This window comes from Paenibacillus sp. FSL M7-1455 (genome assembly GCF_038004655.1).
GTDB lineage: Bacteria > Bacillota > Bacilli > Paenibacillales > Paenibacillaceae > Paenibacillus_AQ > Paenibacillus_AQ cookii.
Genome location: NZ_JBBORO010000001.1, coordinates 3,669,121 through 3,695,587 on the forward strand (window position 1 = coordinate 3,669,121; position 26,467 = coordinate 3,695,587).

General features: G+C 53.1%; 14 protein-coding genes and 2 pseudogenes. 1 reads left to right on the plus strand and 15 read right to left on the minus strand.

Going from position 1 to position 26,467, the window contains the following annotated elements; all coding sequences use genetic code 11:
• Positions 1–29: 29 nt before the first annotated feature.
• Positions 30–340: pseudogene (locus NYE48_RS16840) on the minus strand (DUF302 domain-containing protein).
• Between the two features lie 77 nt (positions 341–417).
• Between NYE48_RS16840 and NYE48_RS16845 the strand changes: the two are divergent.
• Positions 418–1,865, plus strand: a pseudogene (locus NYE48_RS16845) (transposase).
• 352 nt (positions 1,866–2,217) lie between these two features.
• On the opposite strand, the gene NYE48_RS16850 reads toward NYE48_RS16845, so the two are convergent.
• The 14 genes from NYE48_RS16850 to NYE48_RS16910 form a co-directional block, all read right to left on the minus strand.
• Positions 2,218–3,873: a glycosyltransferase gene (locus tag NYE48_RS16850; protein WP_251536430.1), complete on the minus strand. Its 1,656-nt coding sequence runs from the start codon at positions 3,871–3,873 to the stop codon at positions 2,218–2,220.
• Between the two features lie 25 nt (positions 3,874–3,898).
• Positions 3,899–5,812 carry a tetratricopeptide repeat-containing glycosyltransferase family 2 protein gene (locus tag NYE48_RS16855; protein ID WP_251536428.1) on the minus strand — a complete coding sequence of 638 codons (1,914 nt, stop codon included), beginning with the start codon at positions 5,810–5,812 and terminating at the stop codon, positions 3,899–3,901.
• A gap of 12 nt (positions 5,813–5,824) precedes the next feature.
• Entirely contained in the window at positions 5,825–7,510 is a 1,686-nt protein-coding gene (locus NYE48_RS16860; protein ID WP_251536426.1) for a glycosyltransferase, read from the minus strand.
• Positions 7,473–9,512, minus strand: a complete 2,040-nt coding sequence (locus NYE48_RS16865) for a TPR domain-containing glycosyltransferase (RefSeq protein ID WP_251536424.1) — start codon at positions 9,510–9,512, stop codon at positions 7,473–7,475. Before NYE48_RS16865 ends, NYE48_RS16860 begins: the two co-directional genes overlap by 38 nt.
• A gap of 57 nt (positions 9,513–9,569) precedes the next feature.
• The gene (locus tag NYE48_RS16870) at positions 9,570–10,577 is read right to left on the minus strand and encodes a DUF6385 domain-containing protein (protein ID WP_251536422.1); all 1,008 of its coding nucleotides are present in this window, start codon (positions 10,575–10,577) and stop codon (positions 9,570–9,572) included.
• 123 nt (positions 10,578–10,700) lie between these two features.
• The gene (locus tag NYE48_RS28260) at positions 10,701–11,288 is read right to left on the minus strand and encodes a DUF6385 domain-containing protein (protein ID WP_251536420.1); all 588 of its coding nucleotides are present in this window, start codon (positions 11,286–11,288) and stop codon (positions 10,701–10,703) included.
• Between the two features lie 320 nt (positions 11,289–11,608).
• Complete coding sequence (locus NYE48_RS16875; RefSeq protein ID WP_251536418.1) at positions 11,609–13,024, minus strand: IS110 family transposase; 1,416 nt, start codon at positions 13,022–13,024, stop codon at positions 11,609–11,611.
• A gap of 490 nt (positions 13,025–13,514) precedes the next feature.
• Positions 13,515–18,674: a DUF4073 domain-containing protein gene (locus NYE48_RS16880; RefSeq protein ID WP_251536416.1), complete on the minus strand. Its 5,160-nt coding sequence runs from the start codon at positions 18,672–18,674 to the stop codon at positions 13,515–13,517.
• An 88-nt stretch (positions 18,675–18,762) separates the two neighbouring features.
• Positions 18,763–21,846: a hybrid sensor histidine kinase/response regulator gene (locus NYE48_RS16885; protein ID WP_251536414.1), complete on the minus strand. Its 3,084-nt coding sequence runs from the start codon at positions 21,844–21,846 to the stop codon at positions 18,763–18,765.
• Positions 21,821–22,948 (minus strand): response regulator, encoded by a 1,128-nt coding sequence (locus NYE48_RS16890; RefSeq protein WP_251536412.1) that lies wholly within the window; start codon positions 22,946–22,948, stop codon positions 21,821–21,823. Before NYE48_RS16890 ends, NYE48_RS16885 begins: the two co-directional genes overlap by 26 nt.
• A gap of 167 nt (positions 22,949–23,115) precedes the next feature.
• The gene (locus NYE48_RS16895; RefSeq protein ID WP_251536410.1) at positions 23,116–25,440 is read right to left on the minus strand and encodes a VirB4-like conjugal transfer ATPase, CD1110 family; all 2,325 of its coding nucleotides are present in this window, start codon (positions 25,438–25,440) and stop codon (positions 23,116–23,118) included.
• The gene (locus tag NYE48_RS16900; protein ID WP_251536408.1) at positions 25,433–25,798 is read right to left on the minus strand and encodes a PrgI family protein; all 366 of its coding nucleotides are present in this window, start codon (positions 25,796–25,798) and stop codon (positions 25,433–25,435) included. Before NYE48_RS16900 ends, NYE48_RS16895 begins: the two co-directional genes overlap by 8 nt.
• A gap of 34 nt (positions 25,799–25,832) precedes the next feature.
• Positions 25,833–26,189, minus strand: a complete 357-nt coding sequence (locus NYE48_RS16905) for a hypothetical protein (RefSeq protein WP_251536406.1) — start codon at positions 26,187–26,189, stop codon at positions 25,833–25,835.
• A 30-nt stretch (positions 26,190–26,219) separates the two neighbouring features.
• Positions 26,220–26,405 carry an aspartyl-phosphate phosphatase Spo0E family protein gene (locus NYE48_RS16910; protein WP_127486765.1) on the minus strand — a complete coding sequence of 62 codons (186 nt, stop codon included), beginning with the start codon at positions 26,403–26,405 and terminating at the stop codon, positions 26,220–26,222.
• Between the last annotated feature and the right edge of the window lie 62 nt (positions 26,406–26,467).

The window sequence follows — 26,467 nt, forward strand, 5'->3', positions numbered from 1 at the left end:
TCAAATCATGGATTCGCGGCGCGATTGATTCAACCAATCAATCGCGCTTCCACGTCGGCAGCAATGCCCGCCAGAACATCATCCTCCAGCATATTTATGAATGCGCTCGGTTTCGGCATGCCGATTTTGGTCTTTCCATCCACTTCATAAACCACAATTTTACATGGAAGGAAGTACCCGGCCAATACATTTTCACTATGACTCTGTTCGCTTCCGCAGGATTGCACACCTCCAAGACCATGTACTCCCGCTCAAAATCAAATCCTTTTTCCTTCAGTTTATCGCGAAGATTAAACCGCCACAGCACGCCAAACTGTTCTTCCTTTAAAAGTCCGGCGATAAAGTCCGCCTAAGCAGGTTTTTACCACGGTTTTGCCGAATTTATACTGTAACAAACAATCGAAAGAGTGATTGAACATGAAAGCTCGTAAGTTATCGGCCATCCAGCCTCAGATGTTCCAATTCGTGGATATGGATGAACTCGTGCCGAAAAAGCACATCCTGCGCCAACTGAACGAAGCGCTTGATTTTTCCATCGTTCATGATTGGGTGGCGCCGCTGTATACGGAACGTACCGGCCGCCCGGCGGCTGACCCGGAGCGGATGATTCGACTGATGCTGCTTTCGTATTTGTTCAATCACTCTGAACGGGAATTGTACCAGCTGCTGCCCATGCATGCAGGCTATTTATGGTTTTGCGGACTGGATTTCAAATCCGTCTTGCGCCCGGATCCATCGCGGCCGTCCCTGCCGGATCGAACGACCTTGGTGAAGACTCGGAAATTATGGCGAAAACACGGCATTTTCGAAACGCTGATGAAACATGTCGTCGATCAGTGCATCGCTGCCGGATTGGTCCAATCCGATGTGCATGCAGGCGTCGACGGCACCCAAGTACGCGCCAACGCGTCTATCCACAGCTTGAAAGAAATCGTCGTGGCCCCGGTGGAGTCGATCGAGGACTATTTGGCTCGCATGGCCCGGCAAGATGAACAGACCGATTGCGCCACCCATGATTCCGATGACGATAGCCCGCCGACGCCGCCGCCCGCGGAGCAAGAGCGGCGGCTGGAAGATGCAGCAACTCATGAAGATTTTCATGGCAAAACCTTCTCGAACAAGACCCACCGCAGCGTGACGGACCTGGATGCCCGTTTGTACAAAAAGAGCAACGGTCAGGAAGCGCATTTGCGGTATTTGGTGCACCATGTGACGGATGTCCAGTCCGGCGTCATTCTGTCTGCACAAGCGAGCATCGCGTCGGGATCGGCCGAGCGTGAGACGAGTTTGCGGCAGCTCTCCGCGATCCGTTTTGCCCATCCACAAATCCGGATTCGAACGCTTTCTGCTGACAAAGCCTACGGTACGAGTGATTATCTGCAAACCCTATTCATGCAAGGGATCGTCCCACTGGTTTCTCTGCGTAACCTGACACTTGAGGATGTACCGATTTACAAGCGTCAAACGAACGATCCGGAACGACAACGCAAGCGGCTGGCGAAAATCCAGGAAGTCCAAATCCGAAACAGAGCCAAACAGATTCACTCACTGGTTCTTACCGTCATCTGCAAAAGTTGCGAACCCGCTGTGAACATGTGTTTGCTGAAAGCAAAGTTGTGCATGGCATGGTTCGCGCACGGAGCCGCGGACTCGACTGCATGCAGGAACAGGCGCTATTGACGGCAACCGTTCAAAATTTGAAAAGGTTGTGCCGGTTTAGGAAAAAGCGCCCTCAAACCGGTATGTCGGCATGCCAAAAAACGAAATCCGTGATGACGGAGGCGGTGTCAGGCCTGCTCATTTCGGCGCTGGCTTGGTGGCTTTGCTCATTTTGCATTCCAGTTAGACGGCTGGAACTGACTTAAATCACCGGACATTTAGACGAACCGCCGTATACCGAACGGTACGTACGGTGGTGTAAGAGGGACGGAGGTTAGTCACCTCCCCCTATCTTCATTGAGGAAAATTTCAGCATACATATGAAAATCTACAACATCTACGGTGATATGTTAGAAAAAATCATTGCGGATCTCCATTAAAACAAAGCCCACTTGCCTTTTGGAGGCAATGGACTTTGGTAACCAGCGTAAAGCTATAGGGAACAAGGTACTGCGGGACAACAAACTACCGCTCTTATTCATCATTCCATCCCATTTCATCCCTCACCTTTTCATTTCCACCTTCTTACTTCAAGGCCCCCCTTGATTGAACTCCACTTCAAGTCCGCTCAGATTGTCCGTAAAGAGCCACTTTCCGAAGGGCTTTCTCAAGCTTGGGGACGATTTGAGCCCAATCATATTTCAACGCCAGGTTTCGGCCCCTCTCCCCCATTTGCCGCCGCGCGTCCTGATTCTGTAAAAGGTAAATGATATGCCCGGCGAATTGTTCCATATCGCCGGGTTCCGAAAGAAGGGCGTTTCCCCCGTGTTCCGCGTATACATTGATGCCGCCACAGTTCGTTGATACGACAGGAATCCCCGATGCCATAGCTTCCAGTGGAGGAAGGCCAAACCCTTCGTATTCGGAGCTGAAGAGCAAAAAGTCCGCCTGCCGATACCAAAGAGGAAGCTCCGTCTGCGGGGGATTCATGATAAATTTGATGGGAAACGAAAATCCATTTAGTTTCGGCGGTGACTGACAAACCCAGAGCACGTTAAAGCGCGCTCCCCTATTCCAGACAAGTTGCAAGGTCCGAAGAGCAAACACAAACCCCTTGAAACGTTCATTTGACGCACCGACCAGCAGAATCGTCCCGTTCCCCGGAGGCTCGCCGGGATGGAAGCGGTTTGTATCGATGCCGTTTGGAATCACATGGCTTGTTCTTGCAAAACGGGATTTCAAGGTGTCCGCCAATACCGGAGATACGGAGGCAATCGCAACAGGTTCGGCGTACAAAGCGCGAAGAGAGTTGCGAACAGTGGCAAAGTGTTCCGGTGCGATATCATTAAACAGCCAGGGATAACCCTGTTCCAAATAGAGAAGCGGAACGCGGCTGCTTTGGCTGCCCTCCAATTGACTTATCCATCCGAGAACCACGGCATCGCAATGTTCAAAATAAGGGAAAACGCTTTGGCCTTTTGGGATCAGGGTGGCTTCATCCGTTTCGACGTGGGACCATGCCGGCAAAACGGAATCTCCCGGTTCTCCGACAGAAAAAGCGTGTATGCGGTGACCGCGCCGTTTCAGGTGGTACATCTGCTCAAGCAAAATTTTCATTCCACCGGTCAGATGCGGATGCGGTAACAGGTAACCTAAAGTAAGCCGCTTGGCATGTCGAACGGAAGGCTTCTCCCAAATGAAATCGATTGTCGGTGTCGATGCGGCACATGGTGGTGTGAACGTGAAGATTTGGGCCCCGCCATCGCTGGTTTCGATCAAACGATAACTGCACTCCAAATGACGGAAGTCTAATAAATGCCACCGGCTTCGATGGGTTTCGTGGATGTTTCCCAAATACTCCCCCTGGTTGGACGGATAAAGGGGGGTGGACACGATGAGTACCTTTTCCGTGTGGCGTAAAAGATGATGAAGAAGAGCAATCCCCTCCTCTTTCGGAAAATGTTCCAAAACATCGATGAGTAAAATCACATCGTAGTTGGGGAGCCTCTCCAACAAATCGCGGACATTCCCATAATAAACTTGATTATACACATGTTCATGGATCGGATTCCGATATCCCTCGTAGACTTCAATACCATCCATGATTACATGCCATTGTTCCTTATGATACCGCCCGAAGGGAACCTCCAGTACTTCACGGCAAAGCAGTCCATATTTTCCGAAGCCGACCCCAACATCCAAAATGGAACGCGGCTGTTCCGCCATGATCTGTTCCAGCAACTGCGGGATCGCCTGATAATAACTGGTGGGCATGAATGAAAACCTCCTCTGTTATCGGTCAAAAACCAATCAAGCACAATGGCGGGGTGATTTGTAATGGAAGAACAAAGTTACCGTACCTGCGCTTTGCCATATCCACATAACTGGCCGCTAAACCCGCCAACGGTTCCAGACGACCGGCATCCAACCTGCGGGCAGCTTGAAACCATGTAACGGCTTTAGCGAAATCACCCACCGAATGCGCAATCACACCAGCCAGGATCGTTTCCTCGAAAGAAATCGTGTTTTGGCGTTCGATGCACAGTTCAACGAGGCTCTGTCGGCATTCTGGTGGTGCGGTCAGAAATGCGGTCATCATTCGGACGGGGAGCCAAGGAACCGCCAAACCGGGCCGCAGCTGACGCAGGAAATGAAGAAGCGCCCGCCATGCGCCGCTTCGCAATAGTGCCTGCTGGCATCTGCGGCAGGCGGATAACGGAAGGGTGTAAACAGGATCCCCCTTCAGCAAAGCCTCGACCGCCGAGAACGAAGGATCAGCAATGGAAAGCCGCTCGATCTGCTTCATTCCAGCCGACCAATCGTCTTCTTTCATCGAAAGTGCCCACAGATAAAGATGGCTTTCCGTACGGTATTCAGGGTGTTCCGCCAACTGTTGCAGGAACAAGCGGGCTTGTTCCTCCTCGTTGTTCTGAATGAGGGAACAGGCGTAGAGGATGGGGTTCACTGGCCAGGTACCCGGCTGCCCCAGTAATCTCGCGGAAGTTTCCCTTCTTCTGGCTTCAACGGCCGCTTCCAGCAAAACATTCCGGACGTGTTCTGGAATACGCCCCTCATGCTCGGTTAAGAAATCAAACATCTCCTCCTCTGTCCCAAGTCCAAAGGAGACCCATGCGAAGCGGTGCCAAGCGGGACTATAACCGGGGGAATACTCCAAAGCCTTTCGATAATGGCTGATCGCATCCTGCATGCGAAACAACCGCTCGCAGATCATTCCGGCCAAATAACGACTGCGATAGGTCCCCGAACCGGATGAGGTCGTATATTGCAAGGGGTTTTGCCCGGCTTGCAACGCTTGCATGACGGCTTCCAGCGACTGTTCCAGATACCCGCTTTCCATGTGAATCGTTGCTTTGAGCTCCCATAAATCCGTAAAATCGGGATAGAACAACAAGGCCTCGTCAGTCAGGTTCAACGCTTCTTGCACTTGTCCGGTTTCCCGCAGGCAATACACCGTTTTTAACACCAGGTCCGACGTGAATCCGGCGAATACCGGTGTTTGGGGGATTAGGGGCTGAAAAATGTGGAGTGCACGCGCATAATCGCCCGTCTGAAAATATTCCGTTCCGAGTGCGTACCGCATGCGTGGATCGTCAGGGCTTTGTTCCACTACTTTCTGCAGGATGGCCAGGTTGCGCTCATTCTTCTTTTTCCGTTCCAACACCTCGTCTAAATACCCGTAATGGCGAACCGTAAGGGAGGCATAAGCGATCTGGGAGCCGGGGATGGCGACGATCGACGGGACGATATCCTCATGAATCCGTCCGGTGTAAGCGATACGGGGATCGTTACGAAACAAACGGCACACCGAATCCGTCACATATTCATCTCCGGGCTGGGCGCCGATGAAGTTAATCATTTGAACATGGCAGCCGTACACATCCGGCTGTTCTATCAGGTGTTGGAGGGACTTGGCGTCCATCTCACCCAGCTCCTCATCCGCGTCTAAAACAAGAATCCATCGGCCGGTCGCATGCTTTAGCCCGGCATTGCGGGCTTCAGCAAAGTCCTCGTTCCACGGAAAGTCGATGATGGTGGCACCATGCCGGCGGGCGATGTCACGGGTTCCATCGGTTGATCCTGTATCCACAACAATCATTTCCCGCACCAACGATTTTACGGATTGAAGGCAGCGGTCGAGATGCCTCTCTTCGTCACGGACGATCATGCACAAAGTTAATTCTAACGTGTCCAAGATCCTCTCCCCTTATGAAAATCCGTCTTCAAACGGAGCCGCCAGTCGCGAAGCCCGGATCAACCCGGCCTGTTCGGGTGCTCCTTTCCAGTAATCCAGCCGAGTATCCGCAAGATGAATGGCCGTTCGAATCAAACGTTTGGCCTCCAGCGCGTTCCAAGGCTCCCGCACGTCCAGCAGCCGTTTCCAGGTTTCCAGGATGGGTAAAGGATTTTTACCTGCCGCCGATGCGATACGAACGGCAAACGGAAGCTCCTCCGAGGGGACGCGTTCCGGAAACGATTGCACCTCTTCTTTGCTGCGAAGCCAGTCTACCCAACCTTTCATTTGTTCCACGGTCCGTTTGTTTTGTGGCGTACTGCGCAGACGTCTCAGAAGCCGCTGTGCCCCTTTTACATCGCCTCCGAGCAACTTGCGGGTAATCGTAACCTGAGCAGGCAATTCTTCTGGCAGACGTGGTTTCCATTTCTGTATGAGCAGGGAGACGGTATGATAACAACCGGTTTCAAGCAGCAATGTGAGGATTTTTCTGATCGGTTCCGGCGAGCGGATGTTCAATCGATGCAAAATGATGGTGTAGAGCTCATGTTCAAGCCCTCTACATTTCATATACCGAAATAATCGGCAAAGCGGAGGATTCAAACTCGGCTTTGCCCGCAGTGCAGCCAAATACCAGTCTGCTGCGACGCTATAGTCGCATAACGTTTCATGTAACAATCCGAGCGTATAACAGGTTTGATACGTTCCGACACCTTCTTCCGTGTGAAAGCCTTCTGGCGCCGGGCCAAGCTGATACGCTTTGAAAAGCGATGCTTTCGCAGCTTCCATTCTCCCAAGCGCCATTTCGCAGCTTCCTTTTATATGCAGTAGATCCGTGTAGGCTGGATACTGTACCAAGCCTTCCGCGCAAAGCTCGATCGCCTCGTCAGTCCTTCCAAGCGCCTGTAAGCATCGTGCTTCGCATTTCACCAACAAATGGGCGTAGCTTACCTCCGGAGAAATTCCGGCACGTGCTTTGTGAAAAGCCTGAAGAGCCTGTTCGGTTTGCCCGATTCGCAGGTATTCGACGCCAAGATTATACAGAAGAAACGGGTCGTCCGGGGTCTCTTCCTGCGTTTTCAGCAAAAGCTGCAGATTCCGGTTCACCTTGTTCTTCTTCGTGATCACGCTGTCCCGGTATCCATCGTGATGAATTTTTACCTGGCTCATATGAAAAGCCGCGTCCGGTTTATGGCGGCAAATGCTCGCGGCGATTTGCTCGTGAATCCGCCCTTCAAACCGGTGCTCCTTCGCCCGGCGAAACATCCTGAGTACCGGGTTGATCGACGTTCCCTGGTTTCCATCGCCAACAACATTGTGGATATTCATAAAAAAACCATCGTATTCCGTATGCTGTGCACAAAGAAGAAGCTTTTCCTGATCCTCCTCATCAAGCGTTTCGTCGGCATCCAAAAACAAGATCCATTGGCCCGTTGCAGCATCCAATCCCACATTGCGGGCCATGGCAAAATCATTTTTCCAGGGGAAATCGATCACATGGGCACCAAACGCGCGAGCGATATCCGGTGTTTCGTCAGAGGAACCGGTATCGACCACAATCATTTCATCCACAACCGCCTTCACACTTTGAAGACAACGCTGCAGATGGTCCGCTTCGTCTTTAACGATCATGCACAGCGAAATCCGGGGGTGAGGCATGTTCGTTCCTCCTTTCCGCGGCATGCCAACTCGTATGCCATCCGGTCGCCTCAAGCAACCGGATGCTCGTATCCACCCGTTGCAAATCTTGATGAAAGACATGGTGATGTGGCGCCTTTTCCAGACTTTCCACGAGCAGATTTCTTGCCATCTGCAGGTAGCTTAACGAGACGCCAATTCGCGCGCTTGCGTGATCGGGGGCCTGGTTCAGCACTTCCTCGAAGAGCGCGATCGCATGATTGTAATGCCCTTTGTCGTAGACAATTTCCCCGAGGAAATACATGCCTTCCCCATCTAACGTTCCGTCTTTCATGAATGTGAGCAAATAGTCGGCTGCCGGGAGAACAAAACCATGGCGATATAGGGATTTTGCTAACAGAAGCGGAAAGGAAACATCCAACCGGGATAGTTTGTGGGCGATGCGTGTCAGTTTACGTTTAACGGCACGCTCCATTAACTCAGGTACCACCTCGCGGATGGAGGAGTCGCAGACAAACGTTTCCTTCATTTCCCCTTGTTGAACGTAGCGGTCGAGCCATTCAAAAATCCGCTGCTCATCGGGCGACAAATGCTTATAAAACCGGTAAGGCAAATCGAGCTCTTCGCTCCAGCGGCAGAGAGCGGAATCCAGCACCCGGGCCCTGGATCCTTCCGAATAACCCGATTCCGGTTCGTGCAAACGTTCGAACGCTTCGCAAAACTGGCCGGTTTGCATCAAACATTCGGCGAAGAGCCCCTTTTGCTCCTGGCTCGGGGATTCCATCGTCTTCAGCAGGCCTAAAGCTTCAGCGTAGGCGCCAACATGCGTCAGCAAACGGGCAAGCAGCGCCCGATTGTCTTCACAAGCCGATGCGGTGACCGCATGCAGCCGTTCCTGAATGGTTTCGTCCGATACGCCAAGTTCATGAAGGAGATCGGTCCACTCTGCCAATCCGGATTCGTATAAGGGCTGGTCGGTCACACATGCCTCGTACCATTCGCTTGCCTGCTGCAGCGAACCTAATTTTCGAGCGATCCGCGCTAAAGCATGGAGCGTACGAAACCCGCCAATGCCTGTTTCTGTAACATACTTTTGAGCCAGTTCCTTGCATTGTGTTGCCTTACGGTAGGCCTCATAGGCTTCCTGCAAACGCCCCGTATTGGCTAATACGTCTCCTAAGAGGTGATGCAGGTCCGGGTAATCGGGATATCTGCGGATTTCCGCCTGAAGCAGCTGAATCGTCTCTTCAAAGCGGCCAAGCTCGATCTCAATTTTTGCGCTATCGCGAATCAGCGTGGGTCGGTAGGCCGCCTCCAAAGGCGTATGTTCACGTGCTAATGCTAACATTTCGGAAGCTTTCTCCGGGTTTCGCATCTGGCAGTAGGTGATCCCGAGGTTGTAGAGGTGAAAGGGATCCTGCGGCTGCTGTGCCAGTATGCGGTTCAGAATATGAAAATTGCGTTCGATTTTTTGTTTCTCCTTCAACTTTTCGGGCAAATATCCGTCGTGGAGCAGCATCAAAGGAGAGGCTGCGATCTCCTTCCCCGGGATGCACTGTCCATCTGACGAGACGATCTGCTCATGGATGCGACCGACAAAATGGTAACCCTGATCTTCCCTCCGTCGAAACAAACGTACGGGATGGAAGGTCACGCACTCCCAAGGTTTCTTGCCCACACGATTGACCATTTCCACCGTCAAGGCATTCGCATCCGTTTGCATAAGATATTCCCGTAAACGGTCCGTGCCCTTAATGACCTCTTCGTCAGCATCGATCACGAGGACCCATTCAGCCATCGAGTGGGATAAGGCTACATTTCGTGCTTGGGCGAAATCGTCTTCCCAAACGGCCGAGAGCAGGGTTGCCCCGAAGGTGCGGGCAATGTCTACCGTACGATCCGAAGATCCTGTATCGACGACGATGAGTTCATCGGCGATGTGGCCTATGCTTTTCAGACAACGGGCGAGTTGATCTTCTTCATTTCGAACGATCAGGTGAACTCCTAATAGAGGATCGGACATGATGAACTCCTTTCTTTAAGAAAGGAGCACATGGAATCCCATGTACTCCCTCCGAATTTACGTTCCTTGCGCATTAAAGTACACATCAATGGTGGTCGATTGACCGGTTGTCGTGGATTTGTAGGAAAGTCGGGTATACTTCAGGAACCGCTTGGGTACCAGTACATCGACCGATCCGACACTGATCGGACTTGCGGTGCTCACATCCACAAACCAGTTCGTCCCGTTGGCGCTGATTTCAATTTGCGCATCCGCTGTGTTCGAACCGGGTCCGGCATTGTAAATAAAGAAAGAATAGGTGCCCAACACCGATGTGGTTACCGTCGCGAGCGGTGTGAAGGTATCCCCGGTCGCAACGCTGGTGTTGGGAATTTCCAGGAAGCTCTTCTGGGATATCGATGTCACACTGTCCAGCGTACCCGCTGTAATTGTCGCACTTTCTACCGCCGTTAACGTCCCGGCCGTAATCGTGGTGCCTAGCACAGCAGCGAGGGTACCCGTGGTGATCGTGGCGCCCAACAATGCGTCCAGCGTCCCGCCGGCAATCGTTGCGCTCTGCACAGCTGCAAGGGTCCCCGAAGTTATCGTGGTGCCCAGCACAGCAGCGAGTGTACCGGTGGTAATCGTGGCTCCCGATAAGGCATCCAGCGTACCGCCAGCGATCGTTGCGCTTTGCACCGCAGCGAGCGTTCCGGTCGTGATCGTGGTACCAAGAACGGCAGCGAGCGTTCCGGTGGTAATCGTGGCGCCCGATAACGCATCTAGCGTACCGCCGGCGATCGTTGCACTTTGTACCGCTGCGAGAGTACCGGTCGTGATGGTCGTCCCAAGAACGGCGGCGAGCGTTCCGGTGGTAATCGTCGCTCCCGATAAGGCATCTAGCGTCCCGCCAGCGATCGTGGCGCTTTGTACCGCAGCGAGGGTCCCTGTTGTAATCGTAGCTCCCCCGACCAATAATTGGGCATTGGAGTCGACTGCCAGCGCTCTGCTTGTACTTCCGTCCTTACCGAATATTAATGTGCGCAGATCGTCGGCATTCGTGTTAAAAGCTGAAAAGTTCGGCATGTATTCTCCCCTCCTTTGATTGAGGCCATAAAGGCCTCATTCAAAATATGACGAGGTGGAAAATGTTGTTTGTGTGAGTGTCTTCCCTACCAAAAAGAGGCGGTTGGCCGTTCGGAATGGATGCTATGCCGAGGACTGCGCCTGGTAATACACATCCACCCGAACCGTTTTGTCCTGATCCTGCGACAGCAAGGCGACTCGTGTAAACCGAAGAAAACGGGTCGGCACCATCACGATAGTTTGACCGGGGGGGACCGTTTCTTCGCGATCCGTTGTATAATGCTCGCGGTCAGGGCCAATTTCAACCCGTACGGAAACGGGTGTATCACTAAGGTTAATCACTGCATAGGAGTAAGTAATCTGTCTGGCAGTCTCTTGCGAAGGCAGAAACGTCCATTCAGGCTGGACCTCGATGTCGGTAAACTTTCGTTCCCGAAATATCCTGGACGGTATGGGCTGAATGAGACGTACCAGGATTCGCCCTTTTCGATCGACAAGAACAGGGTGAATGCATCTTTTCTTGTCGGAGCCATAAACAAGCACACTGTCGCGGCAGGCCTTTAACCGGCGGATCGATACAGACGTATGCTTATTTTTTTTGCATCCTCTTCGAGCCGGTCTCTGCTTGTTCCTGCATGTTAGTTTTTGATGCCGCAGGCACTGGCGATGTGCTCGATTTGCGCATTTTTTTCTAACGTCTGATTTAGGCATACGATTTCCTCCGGGTTTTGGTTCATATAAAATATGAACCTTCCGTACGATAGGGGAACGGCTAACGCCCGAAAATATAAATGATTTCTGGATAGCGCAGCATCAAAAATTCGGAAAATAAACTTGTAAATCTAGTATTAACTTTCCCGTACAAGTATCTTGTTCAGTAGCATCTGAACAACTTATTAACCTGAATTTAGAAAGTAACCTATCTTGAAAATCTAGATACACTGACAGTACCTTTTAAGGCAATCCTAAACTAGACCCTTGCTCATCCATTTGAAGGGCCTTGTGAGAACTTTTATTTGTCCAGCATCAAACTAGGCCGGTTGTTCGATGCTTACTTTGACTCCTAAAGACTCTAGGCGTTTGATCGATTGCTTGATTACAATGTCTTTTCGACGTTGGTCGTAAAAATCCGCTCCAAGTTCGACGTAATCCTGTTCTCGAACCAAAAGGTAATAAACAATGGTCAAAATGGTATGGCCAACAGCGACAGCGGCTCGATTCGCTCCCCTCCGGGCAGCAATCCGATGGTACTGTGCAGAAAGGTACGAATTTTTGGTTCTCGCAGCTGCTCGTGCTGCTTCGACTAAAGCATGACGAAGTTTCTTGTTGCCTTTTCGTGTTCGACCGGACTTTCGTTTTCCGGCACTTTCATTGTTACCTGGAGTCATCCCTGACCACGAACACAAATGAGCAGCAGATGGGAATTGATTCTTAACGTCGGTACCGATTTCCGCGAGAATTTGTTCAGCGTTTCGTCGGCCAACTCCGGGAATGGTATCCAATCTCTCCAAGTCTTTCTCAAAAGGGAGCATGCGAGCCCTTACTTCTTCGTCTATCTTGGTGATTTGTTCATCAAGGAAATCTATATGCTTTATTTGAGCCCCGAGCATCAGTTTTTGGTGGGACCCAATCATGCCATGTAACGCACGCTCAAGGTCGGCTTTTTTATTCTTTAAACGTTTTTTGGCTAAATCGGATAGGAACTTGGGATCCTCCACTCCTTGAATCATGGCTTCAATCATAGCCCGTCCTGATACGCCAAGTGTATCTGTCGCTACGGAGGACAACTTAATGTTTGCTCCTTCCAGCACTTTTTGAATCCGGCTCACTTCACGGGAGCGTTCATCAATTAGGCTTCGGCGGTAGCGAACCAATTCACGTAATTCGCGTTGTTCGCGATTGGGAATGAAGCTGCCTTGCAGCAGACCGTGCCGCAGCAAATTAGCGATCCATTCGGCATCTTTTACATCGGTTTTGCGTCCCGGCACCGCTTTGATATGTTGGGCGTTTATCACCATGACTTGAAGTTCCTCCAGCTCCAACAGGTTATAGATCGGTTTCCAGTAGACGCCGGTGCTTTCCATCGCGACGTGGGTACAACGATGACTTTTAATCCAGTCGGCCATCTGAATCAAGTCATCGGTCATCGTACCGAAAGTCCGAATCTCTTTGCCTTTCGGTGTTAGAATGCAGGCTGTTACGTTCTTCTGCCGTGAAAGTTTGCGCTCGTAATACTCCTCCGGTGAAATCGAAAGAAATAAAACATGCTGCTCAATCCCGTCGTTGCGATCAAGCGAATAATAGGCCCGATGGCGATACGTTCGCAGCCTGTAGGCGCTTTCTTCCAAGTCGAAGAGGCGGATTTCATGAGCAACTTCTTCATCTACATCAACCCATACATCCGTCTTAAAAAAAGGATACATATCCCGCAAATTCATCCTTTTCATTCAAGTCCCTCCATTTTGGTTTGATGGCAAGCCAAAACAGAGGGGGAGAACGACAGCCAGCGCTACCTTTTATGCATTTGTGTAATAGCTGAAAAAAACAAAAAAGACCTTGCCGCAGAGCATGCCAACACTCCATTGCGGCTAAGTCCGAATGTGTTCGTATTAAAAGCCGTAGAACAAATTCATAAAATGATTGCGGCCTAACATTATAGGCAAATGGGGATACATAAATATCAGCTCCATCCTCACATGGCAACACCGCTGCGAGAAGAAAGCCAATCTGTTATTATGGTGGTGCTGTCATACGAACGTCATGAAGAATATTTATAAAGATGAAAAAGGGCCATCCCTTCGAAAGCGATGACCACATTCGTTGGAACAGTCTCATGAATGTATTGCTTTGCGACTTCAAAAGAAAGGGCAGACCCAACTGAGTAAAATCATGTTAGGTCTGCCCTTGATGTTTATTGATCTATTCTTGCTTATTGATCTATTCTTGCTCCCGAACTTCCAGCATTCTGAGCAGCATGACGACCGCTTCCGCCCGCGTTGCCGTGTCGTTTGGAACGAATTTGTTGCCGCCGCGGCCGCTAACGATACCCAGTTTGCGAATGGCTTCTACCGCACCTTTCACCCACTTCGGAATGTCTTCGTCATCGGTAAAGCGGGTTGTTGTATTCGAATCAAGATGCACCTTCAGCGATTTGGCAATCATGGATGCCATCTCCGCGCGGGTGATCTGCGCGTCTGGTCGGAAGCTGCCGTCATCGTAACCGCTGACGATTCCCGCTTGTACAGCAAGAGCTACCGCCCGTTTGGCCCGGAAACCAATTTTGTCCTGATCCGTGAAGGTAAGCGCCGCGCCTGTGTCGTCCAGTTTCAGCGCCCCAACCAGCATGACCGTAAATTCGGCTCGGGTAACCGGGTTGTTCGGCTTGAACGTTCCATCCGGATAACCGCTCACAAGCTTTTGAGCCGCCGCTCGAATGATAGAGTTCTCGCCCCAATGACCGGCAATGTCGGTGAACGATGAGTCTGGTTGCTTAGGTGTTTCTTCTCCATCATTCTTTTTCATGTCAATTGCCAAAACGGCGTACTTGGTAAAGTGATCAACCTCAGCCGTGATCCATTCGCCGTTGACTATGCCGCCGACTTCAATCCACGTTTTCCTCTCTTCATCGTAGTAGAAGATGGCGACTTTCTGATTGTTGCCGACTTTGGTCGGATCGAATTTGATCGATATTCTAACCGGCTTCTTGAAGTTGCCGCTGAAGTTTTTCAAGACCTCAAATACTGGGCTGACGAGTGTTTCCTGATCCGTCAGGAGGTCAGATGTACCGTTCAACCCTTCGATCGTGATGCGCAGTTCCTGCTCTGCGACTCCATTCGGAACTTTGATGATAATTTCTCGGTCCAGACTGACTTCTCCGGCCCTATCGGCAGGAATGGTAATGGCGCCGTTGGTCGACGTAATGATTCCTGTTTCGCCTCCGCTGGAACCCCCGTCACCGCCCCCGCCGGAACCGCCATTACTGCTGGATGCTCGCGGAGTCGCTGTTGCTATATTGGAGAAATCGCTTGTGCTTCCCTCATGGATCGCCTTGACCGCGAACGCATATGTCGTTCCGTTCGTCAAGCCGGTCACCGTATACGTGGTCGCCGTGACATTCGCTTGCACGAGAACCCAATTGCTCGTATCTGTCGGTGCTGTTGTCCCTTCGTATTGGTACACTGCATAGCTAACCGTTCCTGTTACAGCGTCCCAGTTCAAGGTGACTTGGCGATCGCCCGTGGCGCTGGTCAGGTTCGACGGCGCTGGCGGTGCGGGCGGCAACGCTGCGGTCGGTTTCGCCGTCGTTATTGCGGAGTAATCGCTCGTTCCTCCCGCATTGCTGGCCGTCACTGCGAACGCATAAGTCGTTCCGTTCGTCAAGCCGGTCACCGTATACGTGGTCGCCGTGACATGCGTTTGCACGAGAACCCAACCGCTCGGATCTGCCGGTGCTGTTGCCCCTTCATATTTGTATACCGCATAGCTGACCGTTCCTGTTACAGCATTCCAGTTCAAGGTGACTTGACGATCGCCCGCTGTACTGGTCAGGTTCAACGGCGCTGGCGGGTTCGTCGTGAAAGTCAGTGTCGTGTCCGCTCCGGCTGGCGTTCCCGTCACTGCATTCGCCGCTACACGCACCTTCACGGTAACATTCCCCGGGAACGTCGGCGGGTTCGACGGATCGTAGGCGGTGTATGTGGTTCCGCCATCCGTCGAGTATTCCATCGTCGCATCGGCTCCGACGATCAGGTTCAAAACATCGTCCGCCGTGACGCTCGGCGCGGCGGGCGCTGACAGGGAAGCGACCGGTCCGGCAGGCGCGCTGGCCGCGCTTGTCCCTTGGGGCGTTCCTTGCGCTGCCGCGGGCGTCACCTCGAAGACTAAGTACTTGCCCGCAAGACCTTCTGTGAGCTCCAACGTCCGCTCCGTCGCTCCCGAGATTATCTTTCGATTAAGGCCCTGCTCGTTGTCCGCCATATACCAGCGGTACAGCGATTCGCCTTGCTCGTCGTCTTCGTCGTCCGTGAAATCGTATTCCCCCGTAACCGTTTGCCCTACCCGCAACGTCCCTTCGATTCTGACATTCGCGGCCTTCGGCGCCAGATTGAACGACCCGTACTTCATTGCGGAAAGCTTGGCGTCGGCAGAACGATCCTCATAGACGACGTAGGGTACGCCGCCATGGACAATCAGGGACGGAGCGAAGCCTTTGCCCGGCGTGAAACCTGCAGTCCCGACCGCAACCCATCCGCTGCCCGTGTATTTCATCATGGTGATGCGGTCGCTGCGTCCCGCGTCCTGATAGGCGGCGTACAACCCGCCGTTCGCGGCCGTCGCGGCTATCCCATAGGCTTGGCCGACAGAGAAACCTGCGCTGCCGACCGTTACCCACTCTCCTTTGGCGGAGTCGAACGTCATGGCGGAAGCTTTGCGGACGGAATTCCCATAGACGACATACAACCGGCTCCCATCCGATACGAGGGATGTATCGAACGCGTTGCCCGAAGTGAATCCGCGGGGGCCGACCAGCTCCCAACGCCCAGACACCGTATTGAACTTCATGACGGTGGCGCCGTAGCCCGCTTCGAACGTATAATCGGTGAAGCCGGCGTACAGCGCGCCGCCCATGACGGCCAGAGACGGGTCGTAGATGTCGCCCGCGGAGAAACCGGCATTGCCAATCGTTTCCCAGTTGCCGCTACCGTTCAGCTTCTTCACCGTCATTTTGCCGGTTACCGTTCCGTCGCGGTAAGCGATATGAACAGCGCCGTCGTGGGCGAGAAGAAACGGGGCGCTATCCTGATCCATTAACAGGTCCGGATTTATGATGCCGACCGCAATGGGGCTTCCCGCCTGCGTCCAGTCTCCCGCACCATCGAGCTCGTATTTCATCACATGGACGGAGGCTGAGTTGTTCTCGCCAACCACTCCAAAAGCGGCATATAGAACGTCGCCGTCGACGAGCAGCGACGGAACGCCGATCGCCCCGGACGAGAAACCCGCGCTACCGACCGGCGACCATTCCGCCTCGTTCGCGCCAAGCTTCATGACCGTCGCCCTGCCGCCATGCGCCTGGTCCCGGAACAACGCATACAACGTACCGTCCACGCCCGCCTGCAGCGCTGGCGAGCTCGCCTTGCCTCCGGTAAAACCCGCTTGTCCGGCGGGGACCCACTTGGCGGACGGATTCGCCGCCGTCATGAAGTTCCACGTCGTCGGCTTCGCGATGCCGCCGTAAACGTCGTTCACCGCATGCCGGAACGCGCCGGCATCGATCAGCACGTAATACCCCTCCAAGGGCAGCAGGTTAGCAGCAGGCTTGATCGTAACAACTTTACCCATGACCTGCACGTTGGGGGAGTTCGCCTCAATCTTTTCGACAACCGCGCCCCCTTCCGTCATCAGATAGATGAATTTGCCCGGCAAGGCTTCCACCGAATCGTTGAACGTCAGCACGAGCTTTTCGTCCACCGCAACTCCTGTCGCGTTGTCCGCCGGGGCGTACGAAACGATGGCCACATGAGGCTCCACCTCATTGTCAGCCTGGATCGTTCCGTTCGCCATCCGATTGTGTGCCTTGTCTGTGACGGCCGGATCGCCGTCCGTATAGGCGACCGTAACGGTTTGACCGTTCAACACCGGTTCCCCCAGCGTCAGCAGCAGCTCTTTTCCGTTCAGCTGCGTTCCGGCAATCAGTGCTTCGTCACCGTTCACAGAAACGTGAAACCGCGCAATCGCCGCTTCTTCCGCTTCGATTGTCTCGGGGAAATAAACGGAAACCTGATTCGGCGTATCATTCGATATCTTTGCGCCGCTCATGATCGGTGCCATGTTGTCGTCCCGCAGGAAGGTCGGCGATCCGATCCGGTCGTCCAGATGCCACAGCGTGTCAAAGTCCCACCCGGCGAAGGTCGTCTCCTTGGCCATGTCGGCAGAGGTCACCGGCGTTCCGGAGGCTTCCTCTCGATCGGATTGGCCGGTATTTTCCTTGTCGTAAAATGCGGAAGTCAGCGTAGCTCCGGCAAACTTATCGCCAATAAGTCCCCCGGTGGTCATGCTGCCCTCAGGGCCTTCCACTTCCCCTGAAGCATATACGTTCGTGGCGGTGGAATGCCCCGTCCAACTGACCCCGCCGATCAACCCGCCGATGCCCATAGCAAAACTGTCCGTTCCCGAGACGTCACCTGTCGCATAGCTGTCGTTGATCGCGCTGTTCTCGATCATCCCCACAAGTCCTCCGACGTCGTAGCTCCCGCTGACCGCGCCCGTCGAGCAAGACGCATTGATCTCGCTGTCCCTAATCATCCCCGCAAGCCCACCGGCGTAATAGTATCCTACGACCTCGCCCGTCGAGCAAGACGCGTTGATCGTGCCGCCGGTTAAAGAACCGACAAGCCCTCCAGCATTATTGCCGGAGCTACTCGCGTCACTTTCTACACGCACCTCGGTATTGCTCGTCTCTATGAAGGCCCCGGCGTAGGTCGACCCCACAAGTCCGCCTACGTTATTGATGCCTGCAACGGTCCCTCCAGATACCCGAATATGGCTCGCCGTGCCAGACAATTGGCCGGCTAAGGCACCCGTGTCGCCTAAGAAGCCCGACTTCGCAACATGAACGTCGGACAAGACCAGGTCTTGAACAACCCCGCCGCCTCCGATCACCGCGAACAAACCGACGTTGCCGAAACCGTTATCCGAGATCTTCAGTCCCGAAATCGTATGACCTTGCCCGTCAAAATGTCCGGTGAACGGCGATGCCAGACCGAAATCGCCCAAGCCGATCGGTCTCCAATTGGCAATCCCGGACAGATCGATGTCGCTCCCGAGCTCATAATACGCGTTCAAGTCGTTCCTGACCGCGTCCAGTTGTTCCGCATTCGTCACGATATACGGGTGATCTATCGTTCCGTCTTCCACGCTTAACGCACGCAGACCGTAGACGTTACCGGTCACCGACACATGGAAGGCCGGATCCGGCGCGGCCTGCACCCGCATCGTCTGCAGCACCGGGAACATCCCGCTGATGGCGATCAATGTCGCCAGGGATAGACGCACCCATGCCGACAATACTATTCGCTGTACAAAGTTTTTGCTCATTTCGTTTCGCACCTCCAAAATTCGACAGAGACTGTGTCATTTTGGATTATACGAAACGACACCTTAAAAAAACCTTAAAAACATCCGTTCACGCCGACTCCGCCGGAATCCGCACCGTCACTTTCGTTCCCCGGCCCGGCTCGCTTTCCATCTGCAGCCCCGTGCCGTATTCGTATTTCAACCGCTTGTTGATATTCAGCAGACCGACGCCCTGACGCCTGTCCGAACCGGAAACCGGCAGTTGACTGAGCAACCCGTTCTCGATGCCGACGCCGTTATCTTCAATCACAAACCGGTATTCGCCCTCCGCTTCAAAAGCTGACAATTTGACCGTTCCGCCTTCGATCCGATGGCCGATCCCGTGCCGAATCGCGTTTTCGACGAGCGGTTGAAGCAGCAGGGGAGGGAGGCTCACCCGGAACATCCCTTCCGCAATGTCATATTCGAATTGCAAGCGATCCTTAAAGCGCGCTTTTTCAATTTCGACGTAAGTCCGGATCAGGCTGAACTCTTCTTCGAAGGTGATCCGATGCTCCGCATTGCTGAAGCGGAAGCTGCCGCGTAAATAATCGGCCAGATCCGTCGTCAATTTTCGCGAACGTTCCGCATCCGTATAACTGGAAGCGACAATACTGTTCAAGACGTTGTACAAAAAATGCGGCTTGATCTGCGATTGCAGAAACGCCACCTCCAGATCGACCGCCTTGGCGAGCGACTCCTTCATCGCCAGCAAGCTGCCGATTCTCGCCTTCAGCTCTGCCAGATCGAACGGCTTCGGCAAGAAGTCGTTCGCACCCGCCTCGAACGCCGCCACCTTGTCCTGAGGCCCAATGGCCGCCGTCACCATCAGCACGGGAAGCTCCGGCAGCGTGAAGGTTTTGCGGATCTCCTGGCATACTTCGTACCCCGATATGCCCGGCATCATCAAGTCGAGTACGACGAGATCGATCTTGTTCGGTTTGCCGATTTGTTCCAGGGCCTCATAACCGTTTTTGACGGCAATGACGTTATAGCCAAGGGGCTCCAGCGCGTCCATCAATACTTTCAAATTCAAGAATTGATCATCCACAATCAGAACGGTATGCTTCCCTTTTTGATTCAGATAATAAGGCGTCGCGAGCGCGTACTCCGGCGCTTTGACCGGATGTCCGCTTGCCCGGGAAGCCGTTTCCGGTTTCCCGCCGCTGCCTGCGATCGGCAGGGTGAACATGAACGTCGTGCCGGCGCCTTTCGTCGAAGATACCGCTATTGTTCCATTTTGCAACTCGACCAACTGCTTGACGATGGACAGCCCGAGCCCGAAGCCCCGGCGTTCCGCTGTCTCGTCAAACGATTGGAACGCTTCGAACAGGTGTGGGATGTTCTGCGCTTCGATGCCTTCGCCCGTGTCCTGAACCGAGATTTCAATCATGCCGCGATTCTCCGCCGCTGTGACGACAATGCTCCCGTTCTCCGTATGCTTGACCGCGTTGTCGAGCAGATTGCCGACGATCTGGCCGAACCGGCTTTCATCGGCAAGCGCATAGGGCAAATGTTCGGGGACGCGGTTCTCCATCCGGATGTTGCGGTCCGCGCACAGAAACGAATAGATTCGCACCTGCATCTCGACAGCCGGGCGGACATCGACCGGCGTCGGGTCAACGGCCAATTCGCCTTGCTTCAGCTTGGAAAAATCCAGAATATCGTACACCAGCTGCGAAAGCCTGCCGGTGATGCTCGTGATTAATTCAAGCTTCTCGCGCTGCTCCGCCGTCGGCGGATGATTGGCGTTGTCAAGCATCGACCTGGAGATATGCATGACGCCATGCAGCGGCGACTTGAACTCGTGCGACGTTCTTGCCAGAAAGTCGTCTTTCAGTTTGTCCGCTTTCAGCAATTGAACGGAGAGCTCTTCGATTTTCCGGAACGCGTTGGAGAACCGAAGCGACATGAGCAAAGCCAGCATCAGCAGGAACACGAACGGTTCGAACGGCGGCACCGCATAAACCGGTACGGCGAAATACACGTTCAGATTTTGCACCAGTGCATAGATGTTCAGGGCAACGGCAGAGACGGCCAGGTACAGGCTTCCCTCCACTTTGCGGAATGCCGCCAGGACGAAGACATAAATCGCATACAGCAGCGGGAAAGTGGCGTAGATCGTGACCAGTTGCCGGAACAGATCCGTCGCGAACCGGGGAATGAAGCCGATCGCCCAGACCATCAGTAACATTCCGGCGACCAACCCGATCCGGATCAGCCATTTGGAGCAAAACGGACGGAACGCCGTATACACGTACAGGAGAAATCCCATGCCTGCGCCAAGCGCCGAAACCATCTGAATGCGAAGATACAGCCAGAACGGAACGGAGCCGAACAGGCTGAACAGCACTCGTTCACCGCGCGTGCTGGTGAACAGGGCGAAAAACACGCACACCAGCCCGAATACGATCAGAGAAGTATCGTCCTTGCGCTGCGAATACAGACCGATGAAATAGAGCCCCATCATCAGAAAGGCTGTGAACGTAATCCAATCATGGGCGAGGGCCTTGTCGCGCAGCCCGGAAATTTGCGCGGCATATCCCAGATAGATGGATTCGGTGATGCCGCTGCTGGCGGGAAACTCGAAGTTGGCCACCTGCACAATGATTTCGTTCCATCCTGGCTGCAGCGTAAAATAGCCGGCATACGGCCGGTTCACCGCTTCATAGTTCCGCCTTTCCGCCGGATTCCCGCTTTGGCCCGCGACCTGGCCATTGACGATGATGCGGTTGGACATTTGGATCGACGATGTTTTCAGTCCGTAAACGGACGCAGAATCGCCGACTTTGATCCGCAGACGGTACGTCGCCATGCCGAGCGTCTTCATTCGATTCGACCACGATCCCGGCACTTCGATCCGCTCCGGCGACAGGCCGCTTGCATGCGCGAAGGAGGATGCGAAATCTTCATGAGAGAGGAGCTTGTCCGGGTAAAACTCCCATTCGCCGTCCAATGGAACGACGCCATCGTCCGCGAACCGCCACGCGGTCAAATCGAGAAATCCGTTTTCCGCTCTTGGCGTCTGCTTCCCGCCCAGCGAGAAATAAACGAGAAACATGCCGTATGTTGCGGCCAATATGGTCAGCGTTACGATCGCCGCTGCAATCTTTTTTCTCATCGTCCGCTCACCCAGACCATCCCATTTGCCCATGCAACCTTACCGTCTCCTCTTCCAGCTCGACCCCGAGCTGATCGCGAATGACCTGCTCCAGCTGCCGATAGACGCGCAGCGCCTCATTCCGGTTTCCCGCTTCCAGATGCAGCCGGATGAGCTCACGTCCGTCCGCCTCGGCATCCGGCGCAATCGCAAGCACGCGCTGCAAACTGTCCGCCGCGAGCGCCGCGCGGCCCCGCTTGCGAAAAAGACGGTGCATGCAGCGCAGCGAACGGATATACTTCGCTTTGATTGCCTCCTGCCTGGATACAGCCCAGCTATAATCGCAGCCCTCCATATATTCGCCTTTGTACAACCCGTTGATCTTGTCGTACAACCGTTCATCCGGTTCCTCCGCCGACAAAATGTCGTCCAGCATCCCCTCGAAAGCCGTCACATCGGCAGCCGCCCCGTCCAGCCGGATGGCGAACCCGTTTCCGGCTTTTTCTACGCTTATGGGCACGTCATGCTCCTGCAAGCTTCTCCGCAAGTAGGACAGGCAAGTATACAAATAGGTTTTCGCCTTTTTCACATCGTACCCCGGCCAAATCGACTCAATGATGAGCGCGGTGTCCACAGGCTTGCCTTCGTGATGGATCAAAAAAGCGCAGACTTCTTTTTCCTTGTTCGTTTTCCAGGAGAGCAGCCGGTCGTCGGCGTGAGGAAGCCCGATGGAAAAGCCCCCCATGCATCGGATCAAAGGACGGATGCTGGCGTCCGGGCGGGCCCGAATCGCGGATACGGTTTGCTTGATGCGCGATACCGCATGTTGCAGCCTGTACATCGTAATCGGCTTCAGCAGATAGTCGGTCGATTGAATTTCAAACGCTTCCACCGCATACTCCGCGTACGCCGTTGTAAACACAATCGGCATTTGGGGCTGGATGTCCCTGATTTTCCTCGCCGCCTCCATGCCCGTCATGCCCGGCATCTGGTTATCCAGGAAAACGGCGTCCACAGGCATCGTGTTCAAAGCTTCGATCGCCCGAATCGGATTCACAAACCTTCCGACGACCTTGACATCCCCTATTTGCCCAAGCAAAATCTCTAACAGATTGAGCGCATCTTCTTCATCATCCACGAGCAATACACGAATCATTGGGCTTGCCTCCTTCGCACGCCTATAGAAAGATACCTGTTACATACAGCAAAAAATCGTCCATTCATTTGCAATCTTCGCCATTCATGGCCACATTATGGACATATTCGACAGAAATGGTTCAATTCCTTGCCATTAAACGGTTTCGCCTCCGTTCACTTCATTCATTACTCCCCGGGCTTCGTCGTCATCAGGCTGTACAGCTTCGTATGCCGCGGGAACTTGTCGGTAAACGGCACAAGGGAGCTGCCTACCTTCATCAATCCATTCCCGGCGTCAACATTGGTAATATAGGAGAGTTGCAGTTCTGAAATATTAAGAAGTTCGGCAAGCTCTACCCGGTCGGTAGCTGCTTGATTCAGCATGACGATAAATTCGCTGTTCGCGAGCATCGTCCGGGCCGTATGGCTTTGCAGTAAGTCGTCCACGTTTTGTGTAATTCCCGTACAAAAAGCGCCATACTTTCGGACACGCTTCCAAAGCGTGAACAGAAAGTTGGCGCTGTATTCGTGCTGAAACAGAAGATAGATTTCGTCGATAATGATAAATGTATTTTTGCCTTTGGCCCGATTTTGTGTAATCCGATTTAAGATGCTATCCAAAACGACCAACATGCCGATCGGGAGGAGTTGTTTGCCCAAGTCGAGAATATCGTAGCAAATGAGCCGGTTATGGACATTGACATTGGTGGGCTTGGCGAACGTGTTCAGACTGCCGGAAGTAAACAGTTCAATCGCCAGCGCGATGTCCTGCGCCTCCGGCTCCGCTTGCCTCATCAGTTCCGCGCGGAAATCCTGAAGCGTCGGCGGCTGCCCCTTATAGTTGCTCTGCAAATACTTCCTGTACACGCTGGCGGTGCAGCGGTCAATGAGCGACTTTTCCTTGGCTCCCAGTTGATATCCGCCAATCAGCTGCTCGCAAAGCGAGAGGACGAATTCCGACTTGAGAATGATCGGATTGGCACCGTCGCCATATTGACGATTCATATCCATCGCATTGATATGGTTCGGCGAAGTGGCGGATATATGAATCGTCTCGCCGCCCAATGCGTTCACCAGTGCGGAGTATTCCCGTTCCGGGTCGATCAGGATAATATCGTCGTCGCTGGCCAGCATCTGGTTGACGATTTCCCGTTTCGCGGTAAAGCTTTTGCCGGAACCGGATACGCCGAGAATAAAGCTGTTTCCGTTCAGCAATTGTTTGCGGTTGGCAATAATCATGTTTTTGCTGATCACATTTTGTCCGTAGTAAATGCCGCCCGGATGCATGATTTCCTGCGCCCGAAAAGGGATAAAGACAGCCGTGCTTTCCGTCGTTAACGTCCGCAAAGCGTGAACCTTCCGCAAGCCGTAGGGAAGCACCGTATTCAGACCGTCCATTTGCTGGTAGGTCAGCGTGGAAAACTGGCACAAATGCTTGCGGGCGGTTGTGAGCAGCGCCTCCGTATCGCTGTCGAGCTGCTCCTTGCTGTCCGCGATATGGACCATCGTCAGCAGGCCGAACATCATCCGCTGGTCGCGAGTGGTCAAGTCGTTCAGAAATTCTTTGCTCTCTTTGCGTTGCTGCTCCATATCGTAAGGGACCACGGCGGAAAAATTGTTGTTCCGGTTTTGTCGCCGCTGCCAGTTGGTGATGTTCGTCTCCACGCCGAGCAAACGGCTCTCCACCTCACGAACGGCCTCGTCGGTCGGAATCGGGATGATATCCAGCGACAGCAGCAAATTCCGGTTCAGGTCGCAAAGCTCGGACACCATGCTGTCCTTAATATAGCTGGCGTATTCCCGCAGAAAGATGACGCGGCCAAAAAAATTGCCCATTCGAAAATGATCTTTTTCAAACTCGAACGTATCCGGGCAAATGTAATCCTTGAAATCATGCCCCTTGCGCATTGTTTCGGACAGATGGAAACGAAAGTCCGCTTCCTCGCCGATCCGAAAGAAATCATGGAAAATGCGCAGACGGTCAGTTGCATCCAGCTCGATACATTTGGAACCGAGACGGGAAAAATGCGACATCAATTCGGTTCCGACCCTCGCGAAATATTGACGGGCTTCCTCTACATTTTTCTTGACCACAGAAATGGTAACGTACTTTTCCTGAATCGTTCCGTTCGCGCCGATGGCCTTTGCGAGCAACATCTCGTTGTACTCCTGCCGGTACACATCAAGATGGTCCTCCCGAAGCGGAATCAGAATCGAGCTTTCAAAATCGGCCCGATTCAAACGCCGGTTATGGATTGTAATTTTCGTGGTCGCTCCGCTGTCAAAGGAATTGAGCAGCTCGGAATAAGACAAAAACATCGCTTCCTTGTCTTCCCTGGACGCTACGGCGTAGTTGATATCCTCGAACCGATACGATTTGGAGAACTTGTTGCCGACAAAAAAAATCCCGTCCGGCCAGAGGGCGCGAATCGGGATGACTTGCTGAACGCCTTTCGGAATGACAAATCGTTCCTTGTCCTGCTTGATGATGCGTCTGAGCGATTTAATCATGGCGCTTCATCCTTTCCTGCTCATGACTATGCATGCTCTTTTTCAGCGCTTCAACATAGATATTGGTCGAATAGAAGACGAATCGCCTTGGCATCAAAAATTCCGATTTCACATACGTCCAAAGCAACTGCTCTGCCGTCATGCCGTGATAGTTGATGAAACCCAAGGCTGCGCAGGGCGCGGCCCCCAAAATGCACATCCAGCTGAGCGTTTCCAAACCAAAGCGGTCGCGCAGTCCAAAATAAAGGCCGATCGCCACGCCGACAGCCAGCACAGAAAAAAAGAACTGCCGCAAGGACAGTCCAAAGAATAAGCTTTCGGTATAATCCCGGATTTCCCGGTTGATTTTCACTTCCATTTGAAATCCTCCCATAAACGATGCTCACTATGGTCTACAACTCGCCCTCAGCTTCCGGTTGAACCGATGTTGGCTCTGTCTTTTTCGATCTTGCCAACAACTTATCGCCGGATAGAAGAGGATCGGCTAAAAGCGCAAATACAAGCTGAGCGCCGTCTCGCATGCCTTGCAAATATAACCATTCATTCATGATCGCCTGCTTAAATTGGTGCTTGTCCTCCCATTCCATAAACGCCGGCAACTGCGTCATATCCACGCCGGAAAACATTGCTTGAAAAGCCGATTTCTCTTCATCGCGACATCTACGCAACTCGGGATGGTGTTCGATCCGAGCCGAAACGTGGTCCAGCCGCCGCTGGATCGCATTTTGAAACCATAACGGAAACTCCATTGACATCCCCCCTCCTTGTGCGAATGCGATCTAGCGCAACTGATGCTCTCGTCCGGACTTCCTTTGAAGCCACTGGACAATCCATTCGTCCACCTTCCGGCTTTGAGCCTGAACCGCCTCATTCTCAAACAGAGGAATTCCCTGATCAAGAGATTTTTTCCCAAGTTCGTTCAACTTTCTTCTTTCCTCCTCCAATTGACCAAGCAAACGTGTCATCGGTCGGCCTCCCAGTGTCTTCATTAGATCGGCGTTCCTGGCTGTCTGAAAGATAGATTACC